Below are 26,181 nucleotides of genomic sequence, written 5' to 3'. Positions count from 1 at the left end.
CTCAGCTGTCTTTTGCGGATGCGGACTGCGCCTGCTGTGCCGCGGCCTGCTTCTGCCGTGCGAGCCAGGTGTGCCCGGCGATCGCGGCCCTGACCTCGGCGGAGTAGTCCTTTCCCCCGTCCGGGTGACGCAAGAGGTTCCTCCGGTGGAAGGGAGACGCCTCCCGATGCGGCCCACTGCGGTCGATGCGCCGGGCGAGTTCGGTGAGGCTGTCGCGGCCGGCTTCGTGGTACTCCTGGCGCTCGGCCTCATCCAGGCGGATCAGGCACGAGTCGTCGGCCATCGAGGAGATCGTGTACCGGGAGTCGAGGTACAGGTCGCCGTGCTGTTCGACCAGGAACCACAGGCCCGGCTCATGATCGACGTAGCGCATCGCATCGCGCACCTCGGCGATGCGATCGGCGTCACCCCACTCCTCGACGGGAGGGATGGCTTCGAGGGGCCGTCGCATCGCGGCATCCAGCGGGTGATACCCGAATGTCGGAGGGGCGTCGCGATACAGGGTGAGGCAGGCGACCCGGCCGCATGCGGTGCACGTGACCTGGCTCTCCACCCGCTCCATGAGGGCGGAGGCGTGCAGCAGTCGAAGGTCGGCGAGGCTCACGGCTCCGCTGGACTCCTTGAGGACTCCTGCTTCGACCCCCGCCACGAGAGCGTAGACCGTGCCGTCCAGATCGAAGGACCCGTCGCCGGTGCGCACGATCAGTTCGCGGCACACCGGGCAGTCCTCGTCGGCCGGGCGGCACGTCTCCTTCGGATCGTCCACGGTGAACGCCACCCGCTGCAGGTCGCCGGCTCGACGGCCCCCGTGCTTCACGAACTCCGGGCGCAGATACGCTGCCTCGAGGACGAAGTAGCGGTCCCCGTCGGCGAACCTCCAGGGGACGTCGAACGTCGCCTTGAAGTCGGCGAAGGTCGCATCGTTGTCGACCCCCGGGAGCCACTCCGCGGCGTCGAGGCCGCGCGGAGCGGACGGCGTCGGCGCGAGGTGCAGGATCACGGCGACGACCGCGTCATCGTGCAGCACGATCTCGCCGCCGGACCCGAACAGCAGATGCTGCGAGAGCACGGCCGGTTCACCGATCCGGCGCTCCGTCGTCTCCACGGGTTCAGTGCCCAAGGCATCGATCAGGCGACGCACGGGGGCGTCGTCACGTGCCAGGCAGAGGGCGTCGAGAATCAGGGGCATCCGGTCATGCTCTCGGCGTCGCCTCACCCGACCAGTATCGGTCACAGACCGCTCTGGTGCGACGTCGGCGGCCCCGCGTACCGTGGACGCCGATGGGCGACGGCGCCCGACAGGAGGAGCACGTGATGGATTGGAAGATCGAACTCATCTTCGTCCCGGTCTCGGATGTCGACCGGTCGAAGGCCTTCTACGAGAAGATCGGCTTCCACGCCGACCACGACCAGACGCCCGTGGAGGGGCTGCGGTTCGTGCAGATGACTCCACCGGGTTCGGCCTGCTCGATCGCCTTCGGCACCGGCCTCGGCATCGATCTCGAGCCGGGGCAGCAGAACACGATCCAGGTCGTGGTGCCCGACGCCGACGAGGCGCTGGCGCATCTGCAGGGCCTCGGCGTCGACGCACGAGGCGTCGAGGACATGGACTGGGGGCGTTTCGTTTCTTTCGACGACCCCGACGGCAACAGCTGGACGCTGCAGGAGCTGCCTGACTACGGCGCCCAGGCCTAGGCGGTGGTGGTCGCCGGCGTCGACGTGGTGTCGGCGACCACCTCGACCTTGAAGCCCGCGGCATTCTCGAGCCAGCCCGCGTAGTGCTGCTCGCCGCCGGCGTGCGGGTAACGCTCGGAATAGAGCGGGTGCCAGCCGTGCGCCGGGGCCTCGGACATGAGCGCATCCACGGAAGCGGGGTCGCCACCGTGGAACGCCAGATGGTTGAGCCCGGCGCGCCGGCGGTCGTGCCCGGCATCCGACAGATTCGGAGAGGTCGTGAAGGTGAGGTAGGTCCCGCCCGCAGCCCAGGATTCGCCGTCGGCCCACTCGCTGTCGAGGGTGAAGCCCAGACGATCGAGGATCCAGCGCCATTCCGTGCGCACGGCATCGAGGTCGGCGACCCACAGTTCGACGTGATGAAGACCCGGCATCATCCGAGTCTGCCAGTCGCGTCAGGAGTTCACGCGGATGATCTCCTGCTGGTACGGCGCGATGACGTCCCCGGAGATGCGCAGGTCGAGGAGCAGGAAGCGGCGGGTGGAGGGATCCTCGGCGGTCCAGCTCTCGAGGCGGTCGAGGTCGGCGAGCGTGCGCACGACGACGCCCTCGGCTCCGACGGCCGCGCCGAAGGCGGCGAAGTCCACCTCGGGGATGCGCATCGGGCCCTCGGCGAGGCCCTTGAGCCCGTACAGGTTCACTTCGGCGCCGTATGCCGCGTCGTTCCAGACGACGGCCATGCCCCGGCCGCCGGCCGCGCGGACCGCAGATTCGAGGTCGGCGATCGCCATCAGTCCGCCGCCGTCGCCGGAGGTGAGTACAACGGTCGATTCGCGCCGAGCCAGAGCGGCCCCGACGACGCTCGGCCAGCCCTGCCCGATGGACTGGAACGCGGTGCCGATCATCATCATGCGATCGGGCGCGGCGACCGGCCAGTACATGTTCGCCCAGCCGATGAAGTGGCCGCCGTCGGACACCACGACACGATTCTCGGGGAGCAGTTCCGCGATACGACGGGCGGCCGATCGCGGGTCGAGGCGTCCGTCGGCGGCGAGGTCGTCACCGGCGTCGTACGCTCGGGCCGCGGCGACGTCGACGCTCTCCCGCCACGGGCTCGACGACAGGGAACCACCGAGCCGGGACACGAGAGCCTCGGCGGCCAGGCGGGCGTCCGCGCGTACGAAGCCGCCGACGTGGGCATGGGTGGCGGCGGGGGCGATGTCGACCTGGAAGACCCGCGTCCCCGGCGCGAAGAGTTCGCCGAACCGCATCGTGAACTGGTTCAGGGAGGCGCCGAACACCACGGCGACATCGGCTGTGCGCACGAGGTCCATCGCGCCGTCCGCACCGAAGCCGCCGGTGACGCCCAGGTCGTACTGCGTTTCGGGGAAGATGCCCCGGCCGAGAGCCGAGGACGCCGTCAATGCGCCGGTCGCCGCGGCGAGCTCGCCCAGCGCGGCGCCGGCACCGGAGAGCCACGCGCCGCGACCTCCCAGGAGGAAGGGTCGCCGGGCGGTGCGCAGAGCATCAGCGATCTCGTCGAGCATCCCGTCGGCGAACTCCCCGCGCGGCGCGAGCGGAGCGGGCACCCGTGGCGACGGGGCCGCCGGAACCTCGCCGGCTTCGAGCGCCGCGACGTCGTAGGGGATGGCGAGGACGACCGGGACGCGATAGGTCAGCGCGTGCTCGATGGCGATGATCGTCGTGGCCGCGGCATCCGCTCGGCCGACCGTATAGGTGCGGGCGCCGACGGCCGAGGCGAGGGCGATCTGGTCGACGTCCCACGGGCGCGGGCCGGACGTGGGCTCGTCGCCGACCACGAGCACGAGCGGGACGTGCGCCTGCACGGCCTCGGCGAGGGCGGTCAGGGTGTTGGTGAATCCGGCGCCGTACGTCGAGGTGCCGGCGGCGATGCGCCCGGACGCGCGGAAGTGGGCGTCGGCGGCGACCACGGCCCCCTGCTCGTGACGGACGGCGGTGAAGGAGGCATCCGTCTGCGTCTCGATGGCGTCGAGGAAGTAGGCGTTGCCGTTGCCCATCACGCCGAAGACGGAGTCGATGTGCTGGGCGAGGGTGAGGGCGACGTGTGCGGAGACGGTGGGCATGCGAAAGCCTTTCGAGACAGGGACGGAGGAACTGCGGGATCCGTATGTGTCTCGCCTCCGCGTCTTCGCGAAGTGCTTCGTGCCTCTTTTTCAGGCACCGGCCGGGCCGGACCCGCTCAGTCTACCGGCGAGGAAGCACCGCGGGATGCGGGAGAATGCAGAGATGACGGATGCGGCGCTCGAGCGCGAGACACTGACCTGGGACGGCTTCGGAGCGGCGACACGGGAGCTGGCGCGGAGCATCCTCGCCACCGGCTTCGAACCGGAGGTGGTGGTGGCGATCGCCCGCGGCGGGTTGCTCCCGGCCGGTGCCATCGCCTACGGGCTCGGTGCCAAGAACTGCGGAGCGATCAACGTCGAGTTCTACACCGGGATCGGCACGGTGCTCGATGCGCCCGAGGTGCTTCCGCCCGAGCTCGACATGGCGTATCTCGACGGCCGCCGGGTGCTGCTCGTCGACGATGTGGCCGACTCCGGGCGCACGCTCGCGCTGGCCGTGCAGCTGCTGCAGGAGAAGGGTGCCGACGTGCGGTCGGTCACGATCTACACCAAGCCTTCGACGATCATCCAGCCCGACTTCGCCTGGAAGGACACCGACCTGTGGATCAACTTCCCGTGGTCGTTCCAGGGCACGGTGCGCGAAGAAGATCTGGGCCTCGCGCCCTCGGCCTGAACCGCGGCTCCCTCGGGTCAACCCCGCAGCAGCGACCGCAGCGTCTGGATCGTGTCAGCTTCGGCCGCGGTCTTGTCTGGACGGTAGCCCTTCACCCGGGCGAAGCGCAGCGCGATGCCGCCCGGATACCGCGGAGAGCGCTGCACACCGTCGATCGCGATCTCGACGACGATGTCGGGGCGCACGAAAACGGTGGATGCCGTGCGGTGCGACTCGTGCTCGGGGAACTCGGTGGTCTGCCAGCGCAGCAGCTCGTCGGTGAGTCCCTTGAAGGTCTTGCCCACCATGACGAACCCACCGGGGTCGCCGAACTCGCCGTCGGGGTCGCGCGCGCCGAGGTGCAGGTTCGAGAGCCAGCCGCGACGACGCCCTGAGCCCCACTCCGCGCCCAGGACCACCAGGTCGAAGGTCAGCACCGGCTTGACCTTGACCCACGACTTGCCGCGGCGCCCGGCGGCGTAGGGGGCGTCAATCGCCTTGACCACGACCCCCTCGTGCCCGGCGGCGAGGGCATCGTGCGACAGCTGCTCGGCGGCATCGGCATCGGCCGTGACGATGCCGGGCATCCGCCATTGGCCGGCCACGCGTTCCAGCTCGGCCAGCCGTGTCGAGAGCGGCTCGTCGAGCAGGTCGCGTCCGTCGACATGCAGCATGTCGAAGAACCAGGGCCGCAGCACGAGCTCCCGCGAGACCTCGGCCCCGAACCGCGACATGGTCTCCTGGAACGGTCGCGGCCCGCCGTCTTCGTCGAGCGACAGCGTCTCGCCGTCGAGAATGATGTCGTGCACCGGCAGTGACCGCACGATCTCGACGATCTCGGGCACGCGGTGGGTGATGTCGGCGAGGCTCCGCGTATAGACACCGACCTCGTCGCCATGACGATGCACCTGGATCCGGGCCCCGTCGAGCTTGTACTCGACGGACGCTGCACCGGTGACCTGCAGCGCCTCCGACGCGGTCGCCGCCGTCGACGCCAGCATCGGCAGCACCGGTCGCCCGACCTGGAGCCCGACCGCCTCGAGGTCGCCTTCAGCCCCCGCGAGGGCGATGCGCGCGGTCTCGCCGAGGTCGCCCGACAGCATCGCCGCCCGCCGAACGAGAGCCGCAGGACGGTCGGCCGCCCGGGCGATCGCGTCGAGGAGGACGCCCGACAGCGCGCCGGTGCGCAACTCGCCGAGCATCGCACGCACGAGGAAGTCCCACTCGGCCGCGGTCGCTCGCGAGCCGAGATCGATGAGGATGCCGGTGCGGCCCGCCGCCGAGCCCGAACCGGACGTCGAGGCGAGGGCATCGAGCGAGTCGTCGACATCGCCGACCGTCAGGGTGGATTCGTCGGAGTGGGCGATCTCGATGGCCGAGAGCCCGCGCCAGCCGACGCCCAGCCTGCCCTGGCGCGGTGCCGCGAGGAGGAGACCCACGACGATCGAGAGCTCGGAGATATCGGCGCGCGCGAGGAGCTCGGCGAGGGCATCGATCTTGGCGAGCCGGGACGATGTGGCGCCGACGCGGTCGGTCGTGGTGACGAGCTCTGCGAGCTTCATCCGAGCATTCTCGCACCGGCCTCCGACATCGGGTCGGTGCCGCGTCTCAGCGGCCGCGGAACTCGGGCTTCCGCTTCTCCTGGAAGGCGGCGAACCCTTCGCGATAGTCATCGGTGTCGCACAGGGCGGCCTGCGCCGCGTTCTCGATGCCGATCGCATCCCACAGCGCGAGTCGCTCGTCGCGGATGCGCGCGATCAGCTCCTTGCTCGCGAGGAAGGCCGCCGTGGCGCCGCGGGCGGCCGTCGCGGCGGCGTCCGTCGTCGCCTGGACGACCTCGTCGTCGGGGAAGACCCGCGAGAAGAGGCCCGAGGACACGGCCTCGGCCCCGCTCATCAGGCGTCCGGTGTAGATGAGGTCGAGCGTCTTGTGGGCCCCGAGGCGGTCGAGGAACAGCGCATGACCGCCGGAGTCGAGCGTCGCACCGAGCGCGGCGAACGGGGAGCCGATCTTCGCGGACTCGGCGACGTAGACGACATCGGTCGCGATCAGCAGTCCGAGCCCGACCCCGAGGCAAGCGCCGTGCGCGACCGCGAAGGTCGGCGCAGGGAACCGCGCCATCCGCTGCAGCAGCGGGGTGACGAGCCCGCCGAGGTAGCCGAGCACATCGTCGTTCCGCGGGTCGACGCCCGAGATGTCCCGGCCGGCGCAGAACGCACGCCCCTCACCGCGGAGTACCAGCGCGCGCACGCCCGCGACCTCCGCGGCCTCGTAGGCGGCATCCAACTCGGCCAGAGCCCGCTCGTCGAGAGCATTGAGCTTCGCCGGCGCAACCAGCGCGATCGTCGCGACGTCGTCGGCGACGGTGAGGTCGATCATGGGGGCTCCTGGTCAGACGTCGTAGTCGACGACCACACGGTCGCTGGTCGGGTGGGACTGGCAGGTGAGGACGAACCCGCGTTCGAGCTCGTCCGGCTCCAGGGCGTAGTTCTCGGTCATGGTGACGCTGCCCTCGAGCACGCGTGCTCGGCAGGTGCCGCAGACCCCGCCCGCACAGGCGAAGGGCGCATCGGGGCGCACGCGCAGGGCGGCGTTCAGTACCGACTCGTGCGCATCGACCGGGCTCTCGACCGTCGATGAGACACCGTCGAGGGTGACCTCGATCCGCACGGTCTTCTCGCCGGCGCGCACCTGCACCGGTCGGGCCGCGCGCGCGGGCTCGTCGCCGGTCGTGAAGAGCTCGAAGCGGATGTGCGAGCGGTCGACGCCGACATCGGCCAGCACCTCGCGGCAGAGGTCGACCAGGGCGAGCGGTCCGCAGAGGAACCACTCGTCGACGGTGGCCGGAGGGATGAGCGTGCCGAGGATCGTCCGCAGCTTCTCCTCGTCGATCCGGCCCGAGAGCACCGGGGCCGCCCGCTGCTCGCGGGAGAGCACATGGTGCAGCACGAGTCGCGTCGGATACCGGTCCTTGAGGTCGGCGAGGTCTTCCAGGAACATCACGTCGAGCGTGGCGCGGTTCGTGTACAGCAGGGTGAACCGCGACGTGTCCGACCGGGTGAGCACCGTGTGGGCGAGAGCCATCAGCGGCGTGATGCCGGAGCCCGCGGCGATCCCGACCACGTGCCGGTCGTCGAGGTCGGGAAGCGCCGAGGTGAACGTGCCCTGCGGGCTCATCACGTCGATCTCGAATCCGGGCTGGAGCCCGGTCTGCGCCCAGGTCGAGAAGAGCCCGCCCTCATCGCGCTTCACTGCGACGCTGAGGCGCGTGTCCTGCCCGTCGTCGCGGTGCTCCGGCGCGCGGCACAGGGAGTAGGAGCGCCGCACCTCGACCCCGTCGAGCGTCGTGCGCAGGGCGACGTACTGTCCGGGCAGGTGGTCGTACTCGTCCGCGAGCGCGGCGGGCACCGTGAACGTGACCTCGACCGCGTCGTCGGTGAGCGGGCGCACGTCCTCGACCGTGAGCGTGTGGAAGCGGGCGCGCTTTCGAGGAGCGGTCTCGCGGGCGGTCGTCGCGCGGGGGACGGATGCCGGCGCGGACGTGAAGAGCGACATGTCAGTGCACCTTGAAGTGGTCGAAGGGTTCGAGGCAGGCGCGGCATTCGAACAGCGCCTTGCACGAGGTGGAGCCGAAGTGCGAGACCTCGCGGGTGTCGAGGGAACCGCACCGCGGGCAGCGCACGCTCAGCGCGAGCCGGATCGGACCGGTCGACACCGCGGCGCGGCCGGACGGCGGGGCGATGCCGTAGGCGGCGAGCTTGGCCTTGCCGGCATCCGACATCCAGTCCGTCGTCCAGGCGGGCGAGAGGACGAGCCGCACATCGACCTCGCCGAACCCGGCGGCGGTGAGCGCGAGGATGACGTCGTCGCGGATCGTGTCCATCGCCGGGCAGCCGCTGTAGGTCGGGGTGATGTCGACCCGCACGCGATCACCGTCGGCCTCGACCGCGCGGAGCACACCGAGGTCCTCGATCGTGAGGACGGGCACCTCGGGGTCGGGGACCGCCGCGGCGATGCGCCAGGCATCCTGGGTGGGGGTCCGCGTCACCATGACGCCCCCGGATGCCGTCGTGCGAGCACCTGCATCTCGGCGAGGATGTGGCCGAGGGGTGTCGCGTGGGTGCCCTGCCGCCCGCCGGCGGAGGATGCCGCGACCGCGGGCACCGACAACTCCGCCTCGGCGAAGACCGTATCGACCACGCCGTCGAATCCGGCGCGGAGGCTCGACGGGCGCACCGCGGCATCACCGAGACGCTCGATCAGGTCGTCGTCGCGGAACAGCTCATCGACATATGGCCAGACGTCTCCGATCGCGCGGACGATCCGGGTGCGGGACTCCTCGGTGCCTCCGGCGAGGCGCAGCGTCCACTGCACCGCGTGGTCCCGGTGGTAGTCGACCTCTTTGAGGGACTTCTCCGCGATCGCCGCGAACGTCTCGTCGCTGCTCGCCCGGAGGGCCGAGTACAGCTCGAACATGTAGGTGGCCACCACGAACTGCCGGGCGATCGTCTGGGCGAAGTCGCCGTTGGGCTGCTGCACGATCCAGGCGCAGCGGAACTCGGGCTCGTCGCGGAAGAAGGCCAGGTCGTCTTCGCTGCGCCCGTCGTACGACCCCGCGTAGTGCAGGAAGGAGCGCGCGTGCCCGAGCAGGTCGAGGGCGATGTTCCCGAGGGCGACGTCTTCTTCGAGCTCGGGGGCTCGCGAGATCCAGGCGCCCAATTGCTGGGAGAGGATGAGCGCGTCGTCACCGAGGCGCAGCGCGTACTCCGCGATGTCGGCGGAGGCGGCGACCGCGCCGGTGCCCGAGAGCTCCTGCGAGAGGCGGAGCTCCTCGACCGAGACGTCGCCGTGGACGTCGCCGTGGACGTCGATGTCCTCGTGCGCGGTGTTCGGGTGTGCGGTGCTCACAGGTGCGGCACCCCCTCGGAGGCCGTGTAGTACACGGCATGGCGGTAGTTCTTGCCGGCGGGACTCTCGAAGTAGGCGCCCTTGGCATCCGGATCGCTCGTCGTGATCGCCTCGGCCGGTGCGACCCAGATCGACACGCCCTCACCGCGGCGGGTGTAGAGGTCGCGGGCGTTGCGGATCGCCATCTCGGCGTCCGGCGCATGCAGCGAGCCGACGTGCACGTGGCTCAGCCCGCGGTTCGCGCGGACGAAGACCTCCCACAGCGGCCAGGGTTCGCGTTCGTCGGCACCGGGAGTCGCCATCACGCCACCGCCTTCTTCTTCAGGGACTGCTTGCGGGCGTACTCGGCCGCGGCCTCGCGCACCCAGACGCCGTCTTCGTGAGCCGTGCGACGGCGCTCGAGCCGCTCGGCGTTGCACGGACCGTTGCCGCGGAGCACTTCGAAGAACTCGTCCCAGTCGATCTCGCCGATCACGTACTGCCCGGTCTCATCGTCGAAGCGCAGCTCGGGGTCGGGCAGCGTGACGCCGAGGATCTCGGCCTGCGGCACGAGCATCCCCACGAAGCGCTGACGCAGCTCGTCGTTCGTGAAGCGCTTGATCTTCCACTTCATCGACTGGGCGGAGTTCGGGGACTGGTCATCGGGCGGCCCGAACATGGCGAGGCTCGGCCAGTACCAGCGGTTCACCGCATCCTGCGCCATCTCGCGCTGCTCGTCGGTGCCGCGCATGAGCGAGAGCAGGATCTCGAAGCCCTGGCGCTGGTGGAACGACTCCTCCTTGCACACCCGCACCATCGCGCGTCCGTAGGGGCCGTACGACGCCCGGCACAGCGGCACCTGATTGCAGATCGCGGCGCCGTCGACGAGCCATCCGATCGCGCCCATGTCGGCCCAGGTGGGCGTGGGGTAGTTGAATATCGAGGAGTACTTGGCCTTGCCGCTGATGAGCTGGTCCATCATCTCGTCGCGGGTGGTACCGAGGGTCTGCGCGGCGGAGTAGAGGTAGAGCCCGTGACCCGCTTCGTCCTGCACCTTGGCCATCAGGATCGCCTTGCGCTTGAGGCTCGGGGCGCGCGTGATCCAGTTGCCCTCCGGCTGCATGCCGATGATCTCGGAGTGCGCGTGCTGGGAGATCTGGCGCACCAGGGTCTTGCGGTACGCATCGGGCATCCAGTCGCGCGGCTCGATGCGCTGCTCGTTCGCGATGAGCTCGTCGAAGAGACGTTCCTCATCGGAGATCTCGCCCACGAGGGACAGGTCTGCGGGACTGGTCATCATCGACTCCTCGGCATCAGGTCATCTTTACTGACCGATCGTTAGGTAATTCTGACACAGCGGATGGCCGGTTTCAAGACGGCCCCGAGGGCGGCTCAGTGCGAGCGGGAGATCAACTCCAGCAGAGCGCGCCCATATGCTTCGGACGGATCCGGATGATCGAAGACCGAAGTGGCGTCCGCGATCTCGATCTCGACACGGAAGGTGTCCTCGACGCGCGACAGCGAGCGGAACGTGCCGCGCAGCAGCTCGCGCAGCTGATCCTCCCGCGGCAGCCACACCGCGTCGGCGAGCGTCACCGCGTCGAGCGCCCACTCGGTCGTGCCGTTGAAGGCGAGGTCGGTGCCGCTCGGGGTCTGTCTGGCCTCGATCGTCATCTCGCTGACCGTGAAGATCTCGGCCTCCGCCTCGAGTTCGACCTCGTCGGGGAGATCGAGCTGAAAGCGGTCGCCCTCCGCCGGGTGCCAGACGAGTCCGGCCTCTCGAAGGGTGACGGCGAGCTCGCGAGTGATCATCCCTTCACGCTAGACGACGGAGGATCGCCCGGGATGCGAGCGGGCTGGGGATGAGGGGCCGGTCGTGTCGGCGGGGTGAGGCAGAGTGGGGGGATGACCTCCCTCGCTCCTGCCGACACCCGGGGCGCCGCGCTCGCCGCTCTGCGCGAGCTCGTCGGGCGCCCGGATGCCGACTTCCACGACGGCCAGTACGAGGCGATCGAGGCGCTGGTCGAAGGGCGCCGGCGTGCGCTCGTGGTGCAGCGCACGGGATGGGGCAAGTCCGCGGTGTACTTCGTCGCGACGCTGCTGCTGCGACGGCAAGGCGCGGGACCGACCGTGCTCGTCTCGCCGTTGCTGGCGCTCATGCGCGACCAGATCGCCGCCGCCGAGCGTGCGGGAGTGCGCGCGGTCGCGATCAACTCGACCAACGCGCACGAGTGGTCCGACGTGCTCGCTCAACTCGATCGCGACGAGGTCGACGTGCTGCTGGTCTCACCCGAGCGGCTCAACAACCCGGCCTTCCGCGAGCAGCAGCTGCCGGCGCTCGTGCGTCGCATCGGGATGCTCGTGGTCGACGAGGCGCACTGCATCAGCGACTGGGGCCACGACTTCCGCCCCGACTACCGGCGGCTGCGTGATCTGATCGCGCAGATGCCGGCGGACGTGCCGGTGCTCGCGACCACCGCGACCGCGAACAGTCGGGTCGTGGCCGATGTCGCGGAGCAGCTCGGCAGCCTCCAGGCGGGCGAGACGGTAGAGGGTGACGCGGCGCCCGTGCTCACGATCCGCGGGCCGCTCGCACGGACCTCGCTGCGTCTCGGCGTGCTGCGGCTGCGCGACTCGGCGAGCCGCCTGGCCTGGCTGCTGAGCCACCTCGATGATCTGCCGGGGTCGGGCATCATCTACACGCTGACCGTCGCCGCGGCGGTCGACACGGCCCGGCTGCTGCGTGATCACGGGCACGACGTCCGCGCATACACCGGGCAGACCGACACCGACGAGCGCGCGGAGTCCGAGGGGATGCTCAAGCGCAACGAGGTCAAGGCGCTGGTCGCGACCAGCGCGCTGGGCATGGGGTTCGACAAGCCCGATCTGGGCTTCGTCCTGCACCTCGGTGCCCCATCCTCGCCTGTGGCCTATTACCAGCAGGTCGGCCGTGCCGGTCGAGCGAGCGAGAGCGCCGACGTGCTGCTGCTCCCCGGCGTCGAGGACCGCGACATCTGGCACTACTTCGCCACCGCGTCGATGCCCGACCGGGAGCGGGCGGAGCGGGTGATCGGCGCGCTCGGCGATGCGCCGATCTCGACGCCGGCACTCGAGGCGATGGTCGACATCCGGCGGACGCCGCTCGAGCTGCTGCTCAAGGTGCTCGACGTCGACGGTGCGGTGCGACGCGTGCAGGGCGGCTGGGTCGCGACGGGCGAGCCCTGGGCGTACGACGCGGAGCGCTACGAGCGCATCGCCGCCGAGCGCCTCGCCGAGCAGCAGCACATGATCGAGTACGAGCAGACCGACGGATGCCGCATGGAGTTCCTGCAGCGCTCGCTCGATGATGACACGGCCGCTCCCTGCGGACGGTGCGACAACTGCGCGGGCGGATGGTTCCCCCGCGAGATCGGGGAGTCGGCGACCACCCAGGCCGCGGAGTCGCTCGACCGGGTCGGTGTCCCGATCGAACCTCGTCGTGCTTGGCCCACCGGTGCCGATCGGTTGGAGGTGCCGGTCAAGGGCCGCATCCCCGCCGACGAGCAGGCGGGCGAGGGGAGGGCGCTGGCCCGACTCACGGATCTCGGGTGGGGAGGGGCGCTGCGCGAGCTTTTCGCCGCGGGCGCGACAGATGGCCCGGTGGCGCCGCAGCTGCTGCAGGCCTGCATCCGTGTGCTCGCCGGATGGGGCTGGGAGGAGCGCCCGGTGGCGGTCGTCGCCCTGCCGTCGCGGTCGCATCCGCTGCTCGTCGACTCGCTCGCGCGCGGCCTCGCCGACGTCGGACGACTGCCCTATCTGGGGGCGCTCGAACCGGTCGGCGGCGGCCCGACCGGCCAGCCGGGCGGGAACAGCGTGTTCCGCCTCGGCGGCCTCTGGGATCGGTTCAGTGCCGAGCACCTCGACGTTCCGGCGGGGCCGGTGCTGCTCGTGGACGACCTGGTCGACAGTCGGTGGACGATGACGGTCGCTGCCCGGGTGCTGCGGCAGGCCGGTGCGACCCAGGTGCTGCGTTTCGCCCTGGCCTTGCGCGGCTGAGTCAATCTGCGAGCTGCGTCAGTCGTCGGCGGGCGCGACGCGGGGCGGCCACGAGGTCGCTCCGAGTTCCCGCGAGATGTTCCTCGCGGTCTCGCGCAACGCGTTCATGATGGCGTCGGAGGCCGGCGTCTGCGATGTCGGCAGCACCACCGCGACCGCCGCGACGATGTCGTTCGAGGCGTCGGCGACGGGGGCGGCGAGCGAGGACTCGCCCAGCACTGCCTCATCGAACTCGCCCGCGGTGCCGCGCTCCGCGATCGCCGGCAGCTCCAGGGTCAGGCGGGCGACGTCGGTGATCGTGTCGCCCGTGAGGCTGCGTAGCGGCTGCTCGAAGACGCTCTGCTGGAATCCCTGGTCGTAGGCGAGCAGCACCTTGCCCATCGCGGAGGCGTGCGCGGGGATGGCGACGCCGGTCTCGAGCATCTGCTGGCTGTCGTCGGGACGAAGGTTGTGGTGGATGACGAGCACGTCGGTGAAGTGGGGGGCGCCGAGCCGCACGGAGAGGTCGGTGCGACGAGCGAGCTCCTGCGTCCAGCGCATGGCCCGCGCACGCACGTCGAGGGTGTCGAGGTACACGTTGCTCAGGCGCAGCAGCGTCGGCCCGAGCATGTAGCGCTGGCCACCGCGCTCCTTCGCGACGAGGCCGTGCGAGCGCAGCGACTTCACGATCCCGTGCACGGTCGAAGGCGGCAGGCTGAGGGCTGCGGCGAGGTCGGTGATGCCGAGGTGGCGTGCTCCCTGGAGCAGTTCGAGGATCTTCGCCGCGCGGTCGATCGCCTGGATCACGGGGGGAGCCTCCTTCCGGTGCGTCGTCGAGCCGGTGCGTGTGCCGCCGGTCTTCAAGATGATCTTGACAACCCGGGCAGGCTCCGAGCATATTCGACATTAACGAATTGCTTTCGGATTGCGCGAAAGAAATCCCGAGGATCAAAGGAGATCGAACGATGAAGAAGCTCATCAACGCCCCCGAGGACGTTCTCGTCGAATCCCTGAAGGGGGTCGCGCTCGCTCACCCCGAGCTCTCCGTCGACCTGGAGAACCACGTCATCACGCGGGCGACGCCCAAGGCGCAGGGCAAGGTCGCGATCGTGTCCGGCGGCGGTTCGGGCCACGAGCCCCTGCACGGCGGCTTCGTCGGCACCGGGATGTTGGATGCCGCCGTGGCCGGCGAGGTCTTCACCTCCCCGACGCCGGACCGTGTCCAGGTCGCCACCAAGGCCGTCGACCGCGGGGCCGGCGTGCTCCACATCGTGAAGAACTACACCGGCGACGTGCTGAACTTCGAGATGGCCGCCGAGCTCGCCTCCATGGAGGGGATCGAGGTGGGCAGCATCACGGTGGACGATGACGTCGCCGTGCAGGATTCCCTGTACACGGCAGGTCGCCGCGGCGTGGGTCTGACTGTGCTGCTCGAGAAGATCGTCGGTGCCGCCGCGGAAGAGGGCCGCGACCTCGCCGCTGTCGTGGAACTCGCCAAGAAGGTCAACGGCCAGGGTCGCTCGATGGGCATGGCGCTCACCAGCTGCACGGTTCCCGCCGCGGGCAAGCCCACCTTCGACCTCCCCGACGACCAGATGGAGATCGGCATCGGCATCCACGGTGAGCCCGGTCGTCATCGCGAACCGCTCGCTCCGGCATCCGACATCGCCCGGCAGCTGGTGGAGCCGATCCTCGCCGACATCGATGCCGCGGGCCCCGCGATCGTGATGCTCAACGGCATGGGCGCGACACCGCTGATCGAGCTGTACCTGATGTACGCCGAGGTCGCGGCGATCCTCGAGAAGTCCGGGGTGCAGATCGCGCGGAACCTGGTCGGCAACTACATCACCTCGCTCGACATGGCGGGCTGCTCGGTCACGGTGCTCAAGGCGGATGACGAGCTGCTGCGCCTGTGGGACGCCCCGGTGAACACCCCCGGCCTGCGGTGGGGTGCGTGATGGCGGCTGTCGACACCGCTGTGCTCGCCGACTGGGTCTCCCGTTTCGGCGCGGCTGTCACGGAGAAGCGCGACTGGCTCACCGAACTCGACTCGGCGATCGGCGACGCCGACCACGGCGCGAACATGGCCCGTGGGATGAGCGCGGTGAGCGAGAAGCTCGGGGCGAGCACTCCGGCCACGGTCGATGAGCTGTTGAAGACCGTGGGCATGACGCTGGTGAGCTCCGTGGGCGGGGCGAGCGGACCGCTCTACGGCACGTTCTTCCTGCGGATGGGGATGGCGGCCGGTGCCGTGTCGGAGCTCGACGGGCCGGCGCTCGCCGCCGCCCTGCGCGCAGGACTCGACGGCATCGTGGCGCGAGGGAAGGCCGAGGCGGGCGACAAGACGATGTTCGACGCGATGGCTCCGGCCGTCGATGCACTCGACACCGCGCTCGCCGGAGGTGCGTCTGTCGCCGTTGCCGCGAGGACCGCAGCGGAGGCGGCCGCGGCCGGCCGCGACGCCACGCTCCCGCTTGTCGCCCGAAAGGGCAGGGCCAGTTATCTCGGCGAACGCAGCGCCGGGCACCTCGATCCGGGAGCCGCATCGACGGCGATCCTGTTCGACACGCTCGCCGCGGCCGTGGAGGGCAGCGCCGGATGATCGGCATCGTCGCCGTCTCCCACAGTGCACGGCTCGGGGAGGCGGCCCTGGAGCTTGCCCTGCAGATGGTGCAGGGCGGCGGGGTGCGCGTGCAGGTCGCCGCCGGCGCGGGAGTGGACGGCGACGGCACGCCGATCCTCGGGACGGATGCGGTGGCGGTGGCCGCCGCGATCGATGAGCTCGCGGCGGACTGCGACGGCGTCCTGGTCCTCATGGATCTCGGATCGGCCGTGCTGAGTGCGGAACTCGCACTCGAGCTGCGTGCGAGTGACGTGCCCGTGCGCCTCGTGCCGGCTCCGTTCGTGGAGGGGCTGCTCGCCGCGGTCGTCTCCGCCGCGGCGGGGGGCGGGCTGGACGCGGTCGCGGCGGAAGCGACCGCCGCACTCGGCGCGAAGACCGGGCAACTCGGGGTGCCTGACGACGCGGCGCCGTCGTCCGACGCCGAGCCCACATCCGGTGTCGCAGAGGATGGGGGGCCGACCGGTGAGGAGATCGTCCGACGGGTGCGGGTGCGCAATCCGCTGGGCATCCATGCGCGCCCCGCCGCGCTGATCGCCGAAGCCTCGGCGGGGGCCGATGTGCGGCTGCGTCGTCTACCCGACGGTCCCGACGCGCCGGCCGCGAGCCTCTCTCGACTGCTGATACTCGGGGCTCGGCAGGGCGACGAAATGGAGCTGGTCGCGCGCGGCCCGGAAGCCGACGCGGTGCTGGAGAAGCTGTCCGCGCTGTTCGACGACGGCTTCGGCGAGGGGACGGACGAAGCAGCACCGACGGCGCCGACGACGGCGGCTGCGGCGCCCTCGGGATCCACCGCCCCGCTCTCCGACGCGCCGGCGCCCGTCATCGCGTCCGGCGCGGTGTTGCGGGGCCGCGGCGTCAGTCCCGGTCGCGTGGCCGCACCGCTCGTGCACCTCGCGCCGGCGGTCGGCGAACCGGAGGCGGGCGAGGTCGTCGCTTCGGCCGACCGCGACGCCGAGGTCTCGGCGATCGAGTGGGCCGCCGTGGCCGTGGCGGATCAGCTGCGCGCACGGACGTCTCAGGCGACGGGGGAGACCAGGGCGATCCTCGATGCGTCGCGCCTGCTGGCCTCCGACCCCGAGCTGGTCTCGGAGGCGACGGCGCTCGTCCGGTCGAAGGGCCGCAGTGCGGCGCGCGCGATCTGGGAGACTGCAGCGGCGCACGAGAAGGGTGTCGCCGCGCTGGGAGGCCGGATGGCGGAGCGTGTCGCCGACATCCGCGACGTGCGGGACCGGATCATCGCCGAGATCCTGCAGGTCGACATGCCCGGGGTGCCCGAGCGCGATGAGCCGTTCGTGCTCGTCGCGACGGACCTCGCGCCCGCCGACACCGCGGCCCTCGCCGGAGGGCACTGCGTCGCGCTCGTCACCGAACAGGGCGGACCGACTTCGCACACCGCGATCATCGCGCGATCGCTCGGTCTTCCCGCCGTCGTCGGCGTCACCGGCGCGGTCGGCATCCCGGTCGGCTCGACGCTCCTCGTCGACGGCGGGCGCGGCACGGTCGAGGTCGATCCGCCGGCATCCCGCGTCGCCGAAGCACAGGCCGCCGCGACCGTCGTGGAGTTCGACGGATCCGGGCGTCTCGCCGACGGCCACCGTGTGGCGCTGCTGGCCAACGTGGGCGGCGCCCCGGACGCGGTGAACGCTGCGGCAGCACGAGCAGAGGGCATCGGTCTGTTCCGCACCGAGTTCTGCTTCCTCGACCGGACCGAAGCGCCGACGGTCGAGGAGCAGACCGCCGCCTACCGCGGTGTCCTGGCCGCATTCCCTGACCGCAAGGTCGTCGTGCGCACGCTGGACGCGGGAAGCGACAAGCTCCTCCCGTTCGCGAACTCCGACGACGAGGACAATCCGGCGCTCGGCGTGCGGGGGCTCCGGATCGCGCGCCGCCGGCCGGAGCTGCTCGCGGACCAGTTGCGTGCACTCGCGCTCGCCGCCACCGCGGAGTCGGCCGAAGTCGAGGTGATGGCCCCGATGGTGGCCACCGTCGACGAGGCCAGGGAGTTCGCCGAGCGCGCGCGTGCGGCGGGGATCAGCCGCGTCGGCATCATGATCGAGACACCGTCGGCGGCACTTCTCGCCGCCGAGCTGTTCGAGGTGGTCGACTTCGTGAGCCTCGGAACCAACGACCTCGCGCAGTACACGCTCGCCGCCGATCGGCTGCTCAGCGACCTGGGTGATCTGAACGATCCGTGGCAGCCCGCGGTGCTGCGCCTGATCGGCATGGTCGGAGCGGCGGGGCGTGCGGCGGGGAAGCCGGTGGGTGTCTGCGGAGAGGCGGGCGGCGATCCGACCCTCGCTCCGGTGCTCGTGGGGCTCGGGGCCACCTCGCTCTCGATGACCCCGAGGTCGCTCGGACGAGTCGCGGAGGCGCTCCGCGATGTGACTGAGGAGGAGTGCCGTCGCGCCGCCGAGGCCGTGCTCGAGGCCGCCACCGCGGACGAGGCCAGGGCCGTGGGCGCCGCCGCTCTGCAGCGTGCCGACGCTCGGTGATCGCGTCGCATATGCGTGCTCCGGCATGTGCAGAATCTCATTCTGATCTCGGCATGGAGCGAGCGCCTCAGATGCCCGGGGGGAGGCTCTAGGCTCGGCTGCACGGGGGTGCGCCGATGCCGGCGCCGAGTGTGGATCGGAGTGGGACATGTCGCAGTCGAGGAGGTTCGGGCGGGGCCTGATCGGTGTGGTCGCGTTCGGGGCATTGGTGGCTCTTTCCGGGTGCGTTCCGACTCCGCAGTCCACGCCCACACCCGAGCCCACGGCCGCGCCGGAATCCCCGGCTCCCGATCCGTATGCCGGACCCATCGCCTTCGTTGGCGACGAGCTGGACTGGTTCCTGCTGAGCGCCGAGGAGATCTCCGGCCTGCTTCCCGATGTGGGTGATGTCAGCCCGGCGGTGCCCTCCCTGATCCAGGTGTCCGACGGGGGCGGTAACGAGCCGGAGCCCGCGATCTGCAGCGCGATCTACGCCGAGGCGTCGCTGGGCTCGATCGGCGCACGCTCCATCACATGGACGAGCACGGTATCCGAAGGGCGAGACGGCTGGCTCCACGTGCTGCAGTTCGCCGATGAAGCGGCTGCCACGGCGCGCATGGACCAGTATGCCCAGGCCGCGGAAGAATGCGGAGCCTTCGAGTACGGCGGGGCGCCTTCTTCCTTCGCCTCGTCGACGGCCGAGGGCGAGGGTGGGGTGCGTGCCATCGCCGGCTCCCTGGTGCTCGCCTATCCCGAGGGCGGTGGCTACAGCCTCTACAAGAGCTACTCCTCGGTCGGAAACGTGATCGTCGAGATGTGGCAGGCCTTCACGGGCGAACCCGCGTTCGATACGGATGCCGCCGCAGCGCTGCTGCGCGATCGGGCGAGTGAGGCGAGGGCGAAGCTGATCGACGAGCTGACGGCGAACCCGCTGGTTCCGGCGGACGTCCCTGCAGCCGACCCCGCGGCGCCGTGGAGCGAGTGGGAGATCACGACGGCGGGGGTCGGCCCGGTGCGCCTGGGCGTCGAGCTCGATGAGGCCATCGCCGCGGTACCCGGAGCCCGCGTCGCGGAACCCGAGCGGGCGGGTGGGACGACGCGATTGATCTCGCCCGATGAATCGGCCTCGCTGGTGCTCTGGACGCAGGACGAGTCGACCGTCGTCGCCGGGGTCTCCGTCGGCATCGCGAACGTCGCTGGTGACCGGACCCACGATGGCGCGTCGCTTCCGTCCGCCGGCGGTGTGCGAATCGGAGATCCGGTCAGCGCCGCGGCAGCGGCCTTCCCCGAGGGGACGGCACTGCGCATCGTCTCGTCGGGCGAGTACTTCTACGAGTGGTCCAGCCGCGAGGGGGTCGTCATGCGATTCCGCCTCGATCGTGACTCGACGGCAGACGCCGCCGCGGTGATCACCGGCATCACAGTCGACGATGCCACGCTCGGGAAGGCGCCGGTCTTCGGCTGAGCCGCGCGCAGGTTGCCAGCCCCGTACAGCCCTTCTTTACCGACCGAGCGGTCAGTTAGTATGGGCCGCGCGGATGCTGTCGCTGCGGCGTCCGCGCGACGAGGAGGTCGACGATGACGGATGCGACGCCCCAGGCCGCGGAAGCCGTGCGCCCGAACCGGGCCATGATGGAGCGCGATCGCGCCTCCGCCTCGCTGGGCCTCGTCGTCGAACGTGATGATCCCGGACACGCCGTGGTCTCGATGCGCGTGCGCGACGACATGACCAACGGGTTCCACATCACCCATGGCGGCTTCGTCTTCGCCCTGGCCGACACGGCCTTCGCGATCGCCTGCAACGAGGACGATCGGGTCACGGTGGCCGCGGGCGCCGACATCTCCTTCCTGAAATCCACCGTCGCCGGACAGACGCTGACCGCGACGGCCGTGCGGCGCACCCGCAGCGGCCGCTCCGGCATCTACGACGTGACGGTCGTCGACGAACTCGGCGACCCGGTCGCGGAGTTCCGTGGTCGCTCGCGCACCACCGACCAGACCTACTGACCCGTGCTGCCGCTCCCGGCCGACAGCGCGATCCGATGCGAGACTGTGGGGATGTCCGAGATGCAGAGCACGCGACGAGGCCGCCCCGGGTACGACCAGCAGGGCATCCTCGCGGTCGCCGTCGCCGCATTCAACGAGCACGGGTACGACGCGACCTCGATCGGCATGCTGGCCGAGCGGCTCGGCCTGTCGAAGTCGGCGATCTACCATCACTTCGGATCGAAGGACGAGATGCTCGACCTCGCCCTCGACGCCGCGCTCGGGGGGCTCGAGGCCGTGGTGGACGACCCGCTCCCGGCCACCGTCGATCGTGACGATTCCCGCGCGGTCGCCCGCCTCGAGCACGTCCTCCGGGGTGCCGTCCACGTGCTGGTGGACCAGCTCCCCGCCGTGACGCTCCTGCTGCGAGTGCGCGGCAACACCGATGTCGAGCGCCGTGCGCTCACTCGACGTCGCGCGTTCGACCGCCGGATCACCGCGCTCGTCTCGGAAGCACAGGCCGAAGGTACGCTGCGCGCCGACATCGACGCCAGCGTCGTGGCCCGCCTGGCGTTCGGAATGATCAACTCGATCGTGGAGTGGTACCGACCGGGCGGCCGCGAGGGCGCGGATCGGCTCGCCGACGACGTCGTCGCCATTGCCCTCGACGGTCTGCGCCGACGATCCGACGATCCCGCGAGCGCCCCGGTCTCCTGACCGGCGCGCCCGCCGGGGATCAGGCGGCTGTGGCCTGCTCCTTCGCGACGAGGGTGAGCACGTCGTACGTGGCGACGATCTCGTCGCTCTGGTTCTTCAGCACCGCGTCCCAGCGCACCTCGCCGTACTCGTCGGTCTCGCGGGGAGTGATCTGCTTGGCGGTGAGCTCGACGCGGATCTCGTCGCCGGGGGAGACCGGGGTCAGGAAGCGCAGGTTCTCCAAGCCCGAGTTCGCGAGGACGGGACCGGGCGCCGGGTCGACGAAGAGGCCCGCAGCCCACGACACGAGCAGGTAGCCGTGGGCGACGCGACCGGGGAAGAACGGGTTGGCGGCGGCGGATGCCTCGTCCATGTGGGCATAGAAGGTGTCGCCGGTGAACGCCGCGAACGTCTCGATGTCCTCGAGCGTCACCGTGCGCGAGCCGCTCGCGACCTGATCGCCGATCCGCAGCTCGGCCAGCGACTTGCGGAAGGGATGCACGCCCCCGCTCGCCTGGTATGGACGCGCCACCGTGCCCTGATGCCAGACCCCGGTGAGGGCGGTCAGCATCGCAGGGGAGCCCTGCACCGCGGTGCGCTGCATGTGGTGCAGCACCGCGCGGATGCCGCCGAGCTCCTCACCGCCGCCGGCGCGACCGGGGCCGCCGTGCACGAGGTTCGGCAGCGGCGAGCCGTGACCCGTCGAGCTGCGGGCGTCGTCGCGATCGAGGAACAGCACTCGTCCGTTGTAGGCGGCCATGCCGGTGGCGAGCGCGACGGCGACCTCGGGGTCGTGCGTGGCGACACTGGTGACCAGCGAGCCGCCGCCGCGCGCGACCAGGGCGCTCGCCTCGTCGAGGGTGCGATAGCCGACGATGCTCGAGACCGGGCCGAACGCCTCGATCTCGTTGACCGCCGCGCTCTCCGGGTCGGAGAAACGCAGCAGCATCGGCGCGAGGAAGGCGCCATCCGGAGCGGGCCCCTCCGTTCCGTCGCCGTGCCGCACGTCCGGAGCGTCGGTCGAGCCGATGACCAGCTCGCCGCCGCCGTCCTGCAGCCGTGCCACCTGGCGCAGCACCTCGTCACGCTGCGCGGTCGAGGCCAGCGGCCCCATCGTGACGCCCTCCGCCCGAGGGTTGCCGAGCACGATGCGTTCGGACAGTCGTGCTCGCACCGCGCCGATCACGTCGTCGACGGCACCGACCGGCACGATCGCGCGTCGGATCGCCGTGCACTTCTGCCCGGCCTTGCTGGTCATCTCCGCCACGAGCTGCTTCACATACGCGTCGAACTCGGGCGTGCCAGAGACGGCATCCGTCCCCAGGATCGATGCGTTGATGGAGTCGGTCTCGCTCGTGAAGCGCACGCCACCGGTCTGCACCGCATCGTGGGCACGCAGTCCTTCCGCGGTCGACGCCGATCCGGTGAAGGCCACCAGATCGCCCAGTCGCAGTTCGTCGAAGAGACCGGGGACACTGCCCGAGACGAGCTGCAGTGAGCCCTCGGGCAGCAGGCCGGACTCGACCATGATCCGCACCATCGCCTCGGCGAGGTACCCGGTCGGCGTCGCGGGCTTCACGACGGTCGGCACACCGGCGAGGAAAGCGGGCGCGAACTTCTCCAGCGAGCCCCAGACCGGGAAGTTGAAGGCATTGATCTGCACGGCGACGCCGGGGAGCCGGGTGTAGATGTGGCGCCCGAGGAACGAACCGTCCCTGGACAGGTTCTCCACCGCGCCGTCGACGTAGACCTTCGCATTCGGCAGCTCCCGCCGGCCCTTGCTGGAGTAGGCGAACAGCACCCCGATGCCGCCGTCGATGTCGACCCACGAGTCCTGCGCGGTCGCGCCCGTGCGGCTCGAGATCTCGTACAGCTCGGCCTTGCGCTCCGTGAGCGCGAGCGCGAGCTGCTTGAGCCGAACGGCGCGCTGGTGGAAGGTCAGCTCACCGAGCGAAGCCTGCCCCGCGGTGCGGGCGTAGGCGAGAGCCGCCGAGAGGTCGATGCCCTCGGTCGACACGCGGGCGACGATCTCGCCCGTCGAGGCGTCGCGCACCTCGGTCGCCTCGGCGTCGGCAGCCGGCGACCACCAGGATCCCTGCAGGTAGCTGGGGAGGATCTCGGTCATGTCAGTTCCCTTCATGAGGCGTCCCATTCGTAGAAGCCGCGTCCGCTCTTGCGTCCGAGGTGGCCCTCGGCGACGAGGCGGCGCAGCAGAGCCGGCGGTTCGAAGCGTTCGCCGAGGTTCGCGGCGAGGTATTCGGAGATGCCGAGCCGCACGTCGAGCCCGACGATGTCGGTGAGGCGGAGCGGCCCGACCGGATGCTTGTAGCCCAAGGTCATCGCGGCGTCGATGTCTTCGGCGGAGGCGACGCCCTCTTCGAGCATGCGGATCGCCTCCAGGCCGATCGCGACGCCGAGTCTCGACGACGCGAACCCGGGGGCATCGGCCACGATGATCGGCGTCTTGCCGAGGGCTTGCACCCAGGCCCTCGCATCATCGATGAGTGGGGGAGCGGTGGCCGCGCCGCGCACGATCTCGACGAGGGTGGACGCGGGCACCGGGTTGAAGAAGTGCATGCCGAGGAAGCGCGACGGCCGGTCGAGCACCGCGGCGAGCTCGTCGATCGAGATCGACGAGGTGTTCGAGGCGAGGACGGCGTCGGGCCCGAGCTGGGCTTCGACGCGGGTGAGGGCGTCGACCTTGAGGGCCAGATCCTCGGGCACGGCTTCCACGACGAGGTCGCACGGCGCGAACAGCGCGAGATCCGTGCCGGTGTCGAAGCACGCACGGTAGGCGTCTCCCGGTTCGACCGCGGTGCCGCGGGTGATCGAGGCGTCGATGGAATCGAGCACGCGGTGGGCGGCGGCCTCGGCAGCGGCCACATCGCGTTCGACGACCGTCACGCGCGAACCCGCCAGCAGGAACGCGTGGGCGATGCCGGCGCCCATGCGCCCGCCGCCGAGCACCCCGACGTGCGCGGGAGCGTGGGGCGTGGCCTCGGTCATCGGTCTCTCCGTTCCAGGAAGTCGGTCATGCGTCGGAACTTCTCCGGGCTCTCGAAGAGCTCGGCCTGGGCTTCCAGGTCGGCGGCGGGGTGGCGGTCGCGGGGCGCGCGGAACACCCGTTTCGTCGCGATGGTGGCGGCCGGGTCGTTGCGGGCGATCCGGCCGGCGATCGCCTCGGCAGCGGCCAGCAGCTCCTCGGGGTCGTGGATCGCCGAGACGAGACCGATCCGCAGCGCCTCCTCGGCCTTCACCGTGCGTCCGGTCAGCAGCAGCTCGATCGCCCTGGCATCGCCGACGATCTCCTTCAGCCGCCAGCTCGCGCCGGCCGCGGCGAGGATGCCGAGGCCCGTCTCCGGGTTGCCGATCGCGAGCGAGGGCGTGGCGATGCGGATGTCTGCGGCGTAGGCGAGTTCGGCGCCGCCGCCGAGGGCATAGCCGTCGATCGCCGCGATGACCGGCATCGGCAGCTCGGCGACCCGCACGAAGGCGTGCGCGTTGATGCCGCGCAGCGCGTCGGCGGCCCGGCGTTCGCGCAGCTCGGCGATGTCGGCGCCCGCCGCGAAGACGCCGTCGGCGCCGACGAGGATCAGGGTGCGCGGGGTCTCCTCGAGCTCGTCGCAGAGGAGGTGCAGGGCATCGATCGTGGCCTGGTCGATCGCGTTGCGCTTGTGCGGACGGTGGAGAGTGGCGACCACACGGTCGGGGTGCCGCTCGACGAGCAACGGCTCTTCGGGATTCGTCGGGGCCGGCATCACACCTTCTCCAGGATCACGGCCGCACCCTGACCGACGCCCACGCACATGGTCGCGAGTCCGTACCGGGAGCCCTCGCGCTCCATGCGCCCGAGCAGTGTGATCAGCAGCCGGGAGCCGGACGAGCCGAGCGGATGGCCGAGGGCGATGGCCCCGCCGTCGGCGTTGACGCGCTCGTCGTCGAGGCCGAGCCGACGGATGGAGGCGATCGACTGTGTGGCGAAGGCCTCGTTGAGCTCGACGGAGCCGATGTCGTCGATGGTGAGTCCGGCGCGGCGGAGCGCCTTCTGCGTCGCGGGCACCGGGCCGAGGCCCATGACCTCCGGTGCGAGACCGGCACTGGTGCCGACGACGATCCGGGCGCGGGGCACGAGGCCATGGCGCTCGACCGCTTCGGCGCTCGCCACGAGGATCGCCGAGGCGCCGTCGTTGAGGGCGCTGGAGTTCCCGGCCGTCACGACCTGGCCGCCGGCGACCACGGGGCGCAGTCGGGCGAGCGCCTCGAGCGTGGTCTCGGGTCGTGGGCCCTCGTCGACCAGCACCTCTCCGGCCGCGGTCGGCACGCCGACGATCTCGGGGGCGAAGCGTCCGGTCGCGATCGCGGCGGCGGCGCGCTGCTGCGAACGCAGGGCGAAGGCGTCAGCCTCGTCACGCGTGATCCCGTCGATCCGGGCGACCTCCTCCGCGGTCTCGGGCATCGAGAAGGTCGCCTTGTCGCGGGCGACGAGGCGAGGGTTCGGGAAGCGCCAGCCGATCGAGGTGTCGAAGGCCGCGCCCGGTTTGGACCAGGCCTTCTCCGGCTTGGCCTGTACCCAGGGCGCACGGGTCATGGACTCGACGCCGCCGGCGACGATGAGGTCGGCATCTCCGGCGCGGATCGCCTGTGCGGCCATGGTCACGGCCGACATGCCCGAAGCGCAGAGCCGGTTCACCGTGATGCCCGGAACGCTGTCGGGGAGCCCGGCGAGCAGCACCGCCATCCGGGCGACGTTGCGGTTGTCCTCGCCGGCCTGGTTCGCCGCCCCCAGGATCACCTCGTCGATGTCGATCTGCGTCGCATCGATGCCGGCCCGGCGCACCGCTTCGGCCACCACGATCGAGGCGAGGTCGTCGGGGCGGACGGTGGCGAGCACGCCGCCGTAGCGCCCGACCGGGGTGCGCGCCCCTCCGACGAGGAATGCCTCGGTCATGCGGATCTCCTGACTTCGTCGTCTCGGCGGGGGCTCGTCGCCCTCTCGCGCGGCCAGGAATTACTGACCGATCGTATGGTAATTATGGCACACGCGCCGCGTCGGCCCGAGGGGCTTCGGGCGGT

25 protein-coding genes are annotated in these 26,181 nt (G+C 70.8%); 9 read left to right on the top strand and 16 right to left on the bottom strand.

Annotation, left to right across the window (positions count from 1 at the left end):
- Position 1: 1 nt before the first annotated feature.
- The gene (locus ACIOTO_RS01520) at positions 2-1,189 is read right to left on the bottom strand and encodes a hypothetical protein (protein WP_400856091.1); all 1,188 of its coding nucleotides are present in this window, start codon (positions 1,187-1,189) and stop codon (positions 2-4) included.
- Between the two features lie 125 nt (positions 1,190-1,314).
- Here ACIOTO_RS01520 and ACIOTO_RS01515 point away from each other — a divergent pair, with 125 nt between their 5' ends.
- Complete coding sequence (locus ACIOTO_RS01515) at positions 1,315-1,695, top strand: VOC family protein (RefSeq protein ID WP_372469448.1); 381 nt, start codon at positions 1,315-1,317, stop codon at positions 1,693-1,695.
- On the opposite strand, the gene ACIOTO_RS01510 is transcribed toward ACIOTO_RS01515, so the two are convergent.
- Together ACIOTO_RS01510 and ACIOTO_RS01505 are read right to left on the bottom strand one after the other, a co-directional pair.
- Entirely contained in the window at positions 1,692-2,108 is a 417-nt protein-coding gene (locus ACIOTO_RS01510) for a VOC family protein (protein WP_372468801.1), read from the bottom strand. The two genes, ACIOTO_RS01515 and ACIOTO_RS01510, sit on opposite strands and share 4 nt — an antisense overlap.
- A 21-nt stretch (positions 2,109-2,129) precedes the next feature.
- A complete protein-coding gene (locus ACIOTO_RS01505; protein WP_400856089.1) occupies positions 2,130-3,779 on the bottom strand; it encodes a thiamine pyrophosphate-binding protein in 1,650 nt (549 codons plus the stop codon).
- 163 nt (positions 3,780-3,942) lie between these two features.
- Between ACIOTO_RS01505 and ACIOTO_RS01500 the strand changes: the two genes are divergently transcribed.
- Entirely contained in the window at positions 3,943-4,452 is a 510-nt protein-coding gene (locus tag ACIOTO_RS01500) for a phosphoribosyltransferase (protein WP_091034642.1), read from the top strand.
- 17 nt (positions 4,453-4,469) lie between these two features.
- On the opposite strand, the gene ACIOTO_RS01495 is transcribed toward ACIOTO_RS01500, so the two are convergent.
- The 8 genes from ACIOTO_RS01495 to ACIOTO_RS01460 all read right to left on the bottom strand — a co-directional run bounded on the left by ACIOTO_RS01495 (position 4,470) and on the right by ACIOTO_RS01460 (position 11,130).
- Positions 4,470-5,993, bottom strand: coding sequence for an ATP-dependent DNA ligase (locus ACIOTO_RS01495; RefSeq protein WP_400856088.1), 1,524 nt, complete (start codon positions 5,991-5,993; stop codon positions 4,470-4,472).
- 46 nt (positions 5,994-6,039) lie between these two features.
- On the bottom strand, positions 6,040-6,810 hold the full coding sequence (locus tag ACIOTO_RS01490) for an enoyl-CoA hydratase/isomerase family protein (RefSeq protein WP_400856087.1): 771 nt from the start codon (positions 6,808-6,810) through the stop codon (positions 6,040-6,042).
- 12 nt (positions 6,811-6,822) lie between these two features.
- Positions 6,823-7,986 carry a 1,2-phenylacetyl-CoA epoxidase subunit PaaE gene (paaE, locus tag ACIOTO_RS01485; protein WP_372468809.1) on the bottom strand — a complete coding sequence of 388 codons (1,164 nt, stop codon included), beginning with the start codon at positions 7,984-7,986 and terminating at the stop codon, positions 6,823-6,825.
- A 1-nt stretch (position 7,987) separates the two neighbouring features.
- Positions 7,988-8,482 (bottom strand): 1,2-phenylacetyl-CoA epoxidase subunit PaaD, encoded by a 495-nt coding sequence (gene paaD / locus ACIOTO_RS01480; protein ID WP_400856085.1) that lies wholly within the window; start codon positions 8,480-8,482, stop codon positions 7,988-7,990.
- Entirely contained in the window at positions 8,476-9,339 is an 864-nt protein-coding gene (gene paaC, locus ACIOTO_RS01475; RefSeq protein ID WP_400856083.1) for a 1,2-phenylacetyl-CoA epoxidase subunit PaaC, read from the bottom strand. The genes paaD and paaC overlap by 7 nt, the downstream gene beginning before the upstream one ends.
- Entirely contained in the window at positions 9,336-9,641 is a 306-nt protein-coding gene (gene paaB, locus ACIOTO_RS01470; protein ID WP_029262355.1) for a 1,2-phenylacetyl-CoA epoxidase subunit PaaB, read from the bottom strand. Before paaB ends, paaC begins: the two co-directional genes overlap by 4 nt.
- Positions 9,641-10,615: a 1,2-phenylacetyl-CoA epoxidase subunit PaaA gene (gene paaA, locus ACIOTO_RS01465; RefSeq protein ID WP_400856081.1), complete on the bottom strand. Its 975-nt coding sequence runs from the start codon at positions 10,613-10,615 to the stop codon at positions 9,641-9,643. The genes paaB and paaA overlap by 1 nt, the downstream gene beginning before the upstream one ends.
- Before the next feature lie 95 nt (positions 10,616-10,710).
- On the bottom strand, positions 10,711-11,130 hold the full coding sequence (locus tag ACIOTO_RS01460; protein ID WP_400856080.1) for a pilus assembly protein CpaE: 420 nt from the start codon (positions 11,128-11,130) through the stop codon (positions 10,711-10,713).
- 93 nt (positions 11,131-11,223) lie between these two features.
- On the opposite strand from ACIOTO_RS01460, the gene ACIOTO_RS01455 reads away from it, so the two are divergent.
- Positions 11,224-13,353, top strand: coding sequence for a RecQ family ATP-dependent DNA helicase (locus ACIOTO_RS01455; protein ID WP_400856079.1), 2,130 nt, complete (start codon positions 11,224-11,226; stop codon positions 13,351-13,353).
- Positions 13,354-13,371: 18 nt separating this feature from the next.
- Here the strand turns inward: ACIOTO_RS01455 and ACIOTO_RS01450 are convergent, their stop codons facing one another.
- Entirely contained in the window at positions 13,372-14,139 is a 768-nt protein-coding gene (locus ACIOTO_RS01450; RefSeq protein ID WP_029262360.1) for an IclR family transcriptional regulator, read from the bottom strand.
- A 158-nt stretch (positions 14,140-14,297) separates the two neighbouring features.
- Here ACIOTO_RS01450 and dhaK point away from each other — a divergent pair, with 158 nt between their 5' ends.
- The 6 genes from dhaK to ACIOTO_RS01420 all read left to right on the top strand — a co-directional run bounded on the left by dhaK (position 14,298) and on the right by ACIOTO_RS01420 (position 21,129).
- The gene (dhaK, locus tag ACIOTO_RS01445; RefSeq protein WP_029262361.1) at positions 14,298-15,290 is read left to right on the top strand and encodes a dihydroxyacetone kinase subunit DhaK; all 993 of its coding nucleotides are present in this window, start codon (positions 14,298-14,300) and stop codon (positions 15,288-15,290) included.
- Positions 15,290-15,934 carry a dihydroxyacetone kinase subunit DhaL gene (dhaL, locus tag ACIOTO_RS01440; RefSeq protein ID WP_400856078.1) on the top strand — a complete coding sequence of 215 codons (645 nt, stop codon included), beginning with the start codon at positions 15,290-15,292 and terminating at the stop codon, positions 15,932-15,934. Before dhaK ends, dhaL begins: the two co-directional genes overlap by 1 nt.
- A complete protein-coding gene (gene ptsP, locus ACIOTO_RS01435) occupies positions 15,931-18,447 on the top strand; it encodes a phosphoenolpyruvate--protein phosphotransferase (RefSeq protein WP_400856077.1) in 2,517 nt (838 codons plus the stop codon). Before dhaL ends, ptsP begins: the two co-directional genes overlap by 4 nt.
- Positions 18,448-18,595: 148 nt before the next feature.
- Positions 18,596-19,891 (top strand): hypothetical protein, encoded by a 1,296-nt coding sequence (locus tag ACIOTO_RS01430; protein ID WP_400856075.1) that lies wholly within the window; start codon positions 18,596-18,598, stop codon positions 19,889-19,891.
- A gap of 113 nt (positions 19,892-20,004) precedes the next feature.
- Positions 20,005-20,433 (top strand): hydroxyphenylacetyl-CoA thioesterase PaaI, encoded by a 429-nt coding sequence (gene paaI / locus ACIOTO_RS01425; RefSeq protein ID WP_400856073.1) that lies wholly within the window; start codon positions 20,005-20,007, stop codon positions 20,431-20,433.
- Positions 20,434-20,484: 51 nt separating this feature from the next.
- The gene (locus ACIOTO_RS01420) at positions 20,485-21,129 is read left to right on the top strand and encodes a TetR/AcrR family transcriptional regulator (RefSeq protein ID WP_029262366.1); all 645 of its coding nucleotides are present in this window, start codon (positions 20,485-20,487) and stop codon (positions 21,127-21,129) included.
- Between the two features lie 19 nt (positions 21,130-21,148).
- On the opposite strand, the gene paaZ is transcribed toward ACIOTO_RS01420, so the two are convergent.
- From paaZ to ACIOTO_RS01400, 4 genes are read right to left on the bottom strand one after another with little or no spacing between them, the layout of a single operon-like run.
- A complete protein-coding gene (gene paaZ / locus ACIOTO_RS01415) occupies positions 21,149-23,233 on the bottom strand; it encodes a phenylacetic acid degradation bifunctional protein PaaZ (protein ID WP_400856071.1) in 2,085 nt (694 codons plus the stop codon).
- Positions 23,234-23,244: 11 nt separating this feature from the next.
- Complete coding sequence (locus ACIOTO_RS01410; RefSeq protein WP_400856069.1) at positions 23,245-24,114, bottom strand: 3-hydroxyacyl-CoA dehydrogenase family protein; 870 nt, start codon at positions 24,112-24,114, stop codon at positions 23,245-23,247.
- Entirely contained in the window at positions 24,111-24,866 is a 756-nt protein-coding gene (locus ACIOTO_RS01405) for an enoyl-CoA hydratase/isomerase family protein (protein WP_400856067.1), read from the bottom strand. Before ACIOTO_RS01405 ends, ACIOTO_RS01410 begins: the two co-directional genes overlap by 4 nt.
- Complete coding sequence (locus ACIOTO_RS01400) at positions 24,866-26,056, bottom strand: thiolase family protein (protein WP_400856066.1); 1,191 nt, start codon at positions 26,054-26,056, stop codon at positions 24,866-24,868. Before ACIOTO_RS01400 ends, ACIOTO_RS01405 begins: the two co-directional genes overlap by 1 nt.
- Positions 26,057-26,181: the final 125 nt, after the last annotated feature.

This window comes from Microbacterium sp. NPDC087592 (genome assembly GCF_044743585.1).
In the GTDB taxonomy this organism is placed as follows: domain Bacteria; phylum Actinomycetota; class Actinomycetes; order Actinomycetales; family Microbacteriaceae; genus Microbacterium.
The sequence above is the reverse complement of the archived record's forward strand: the minus strand, read 5'-3'. Positions and strand labels throughout refer to the sequence as shown.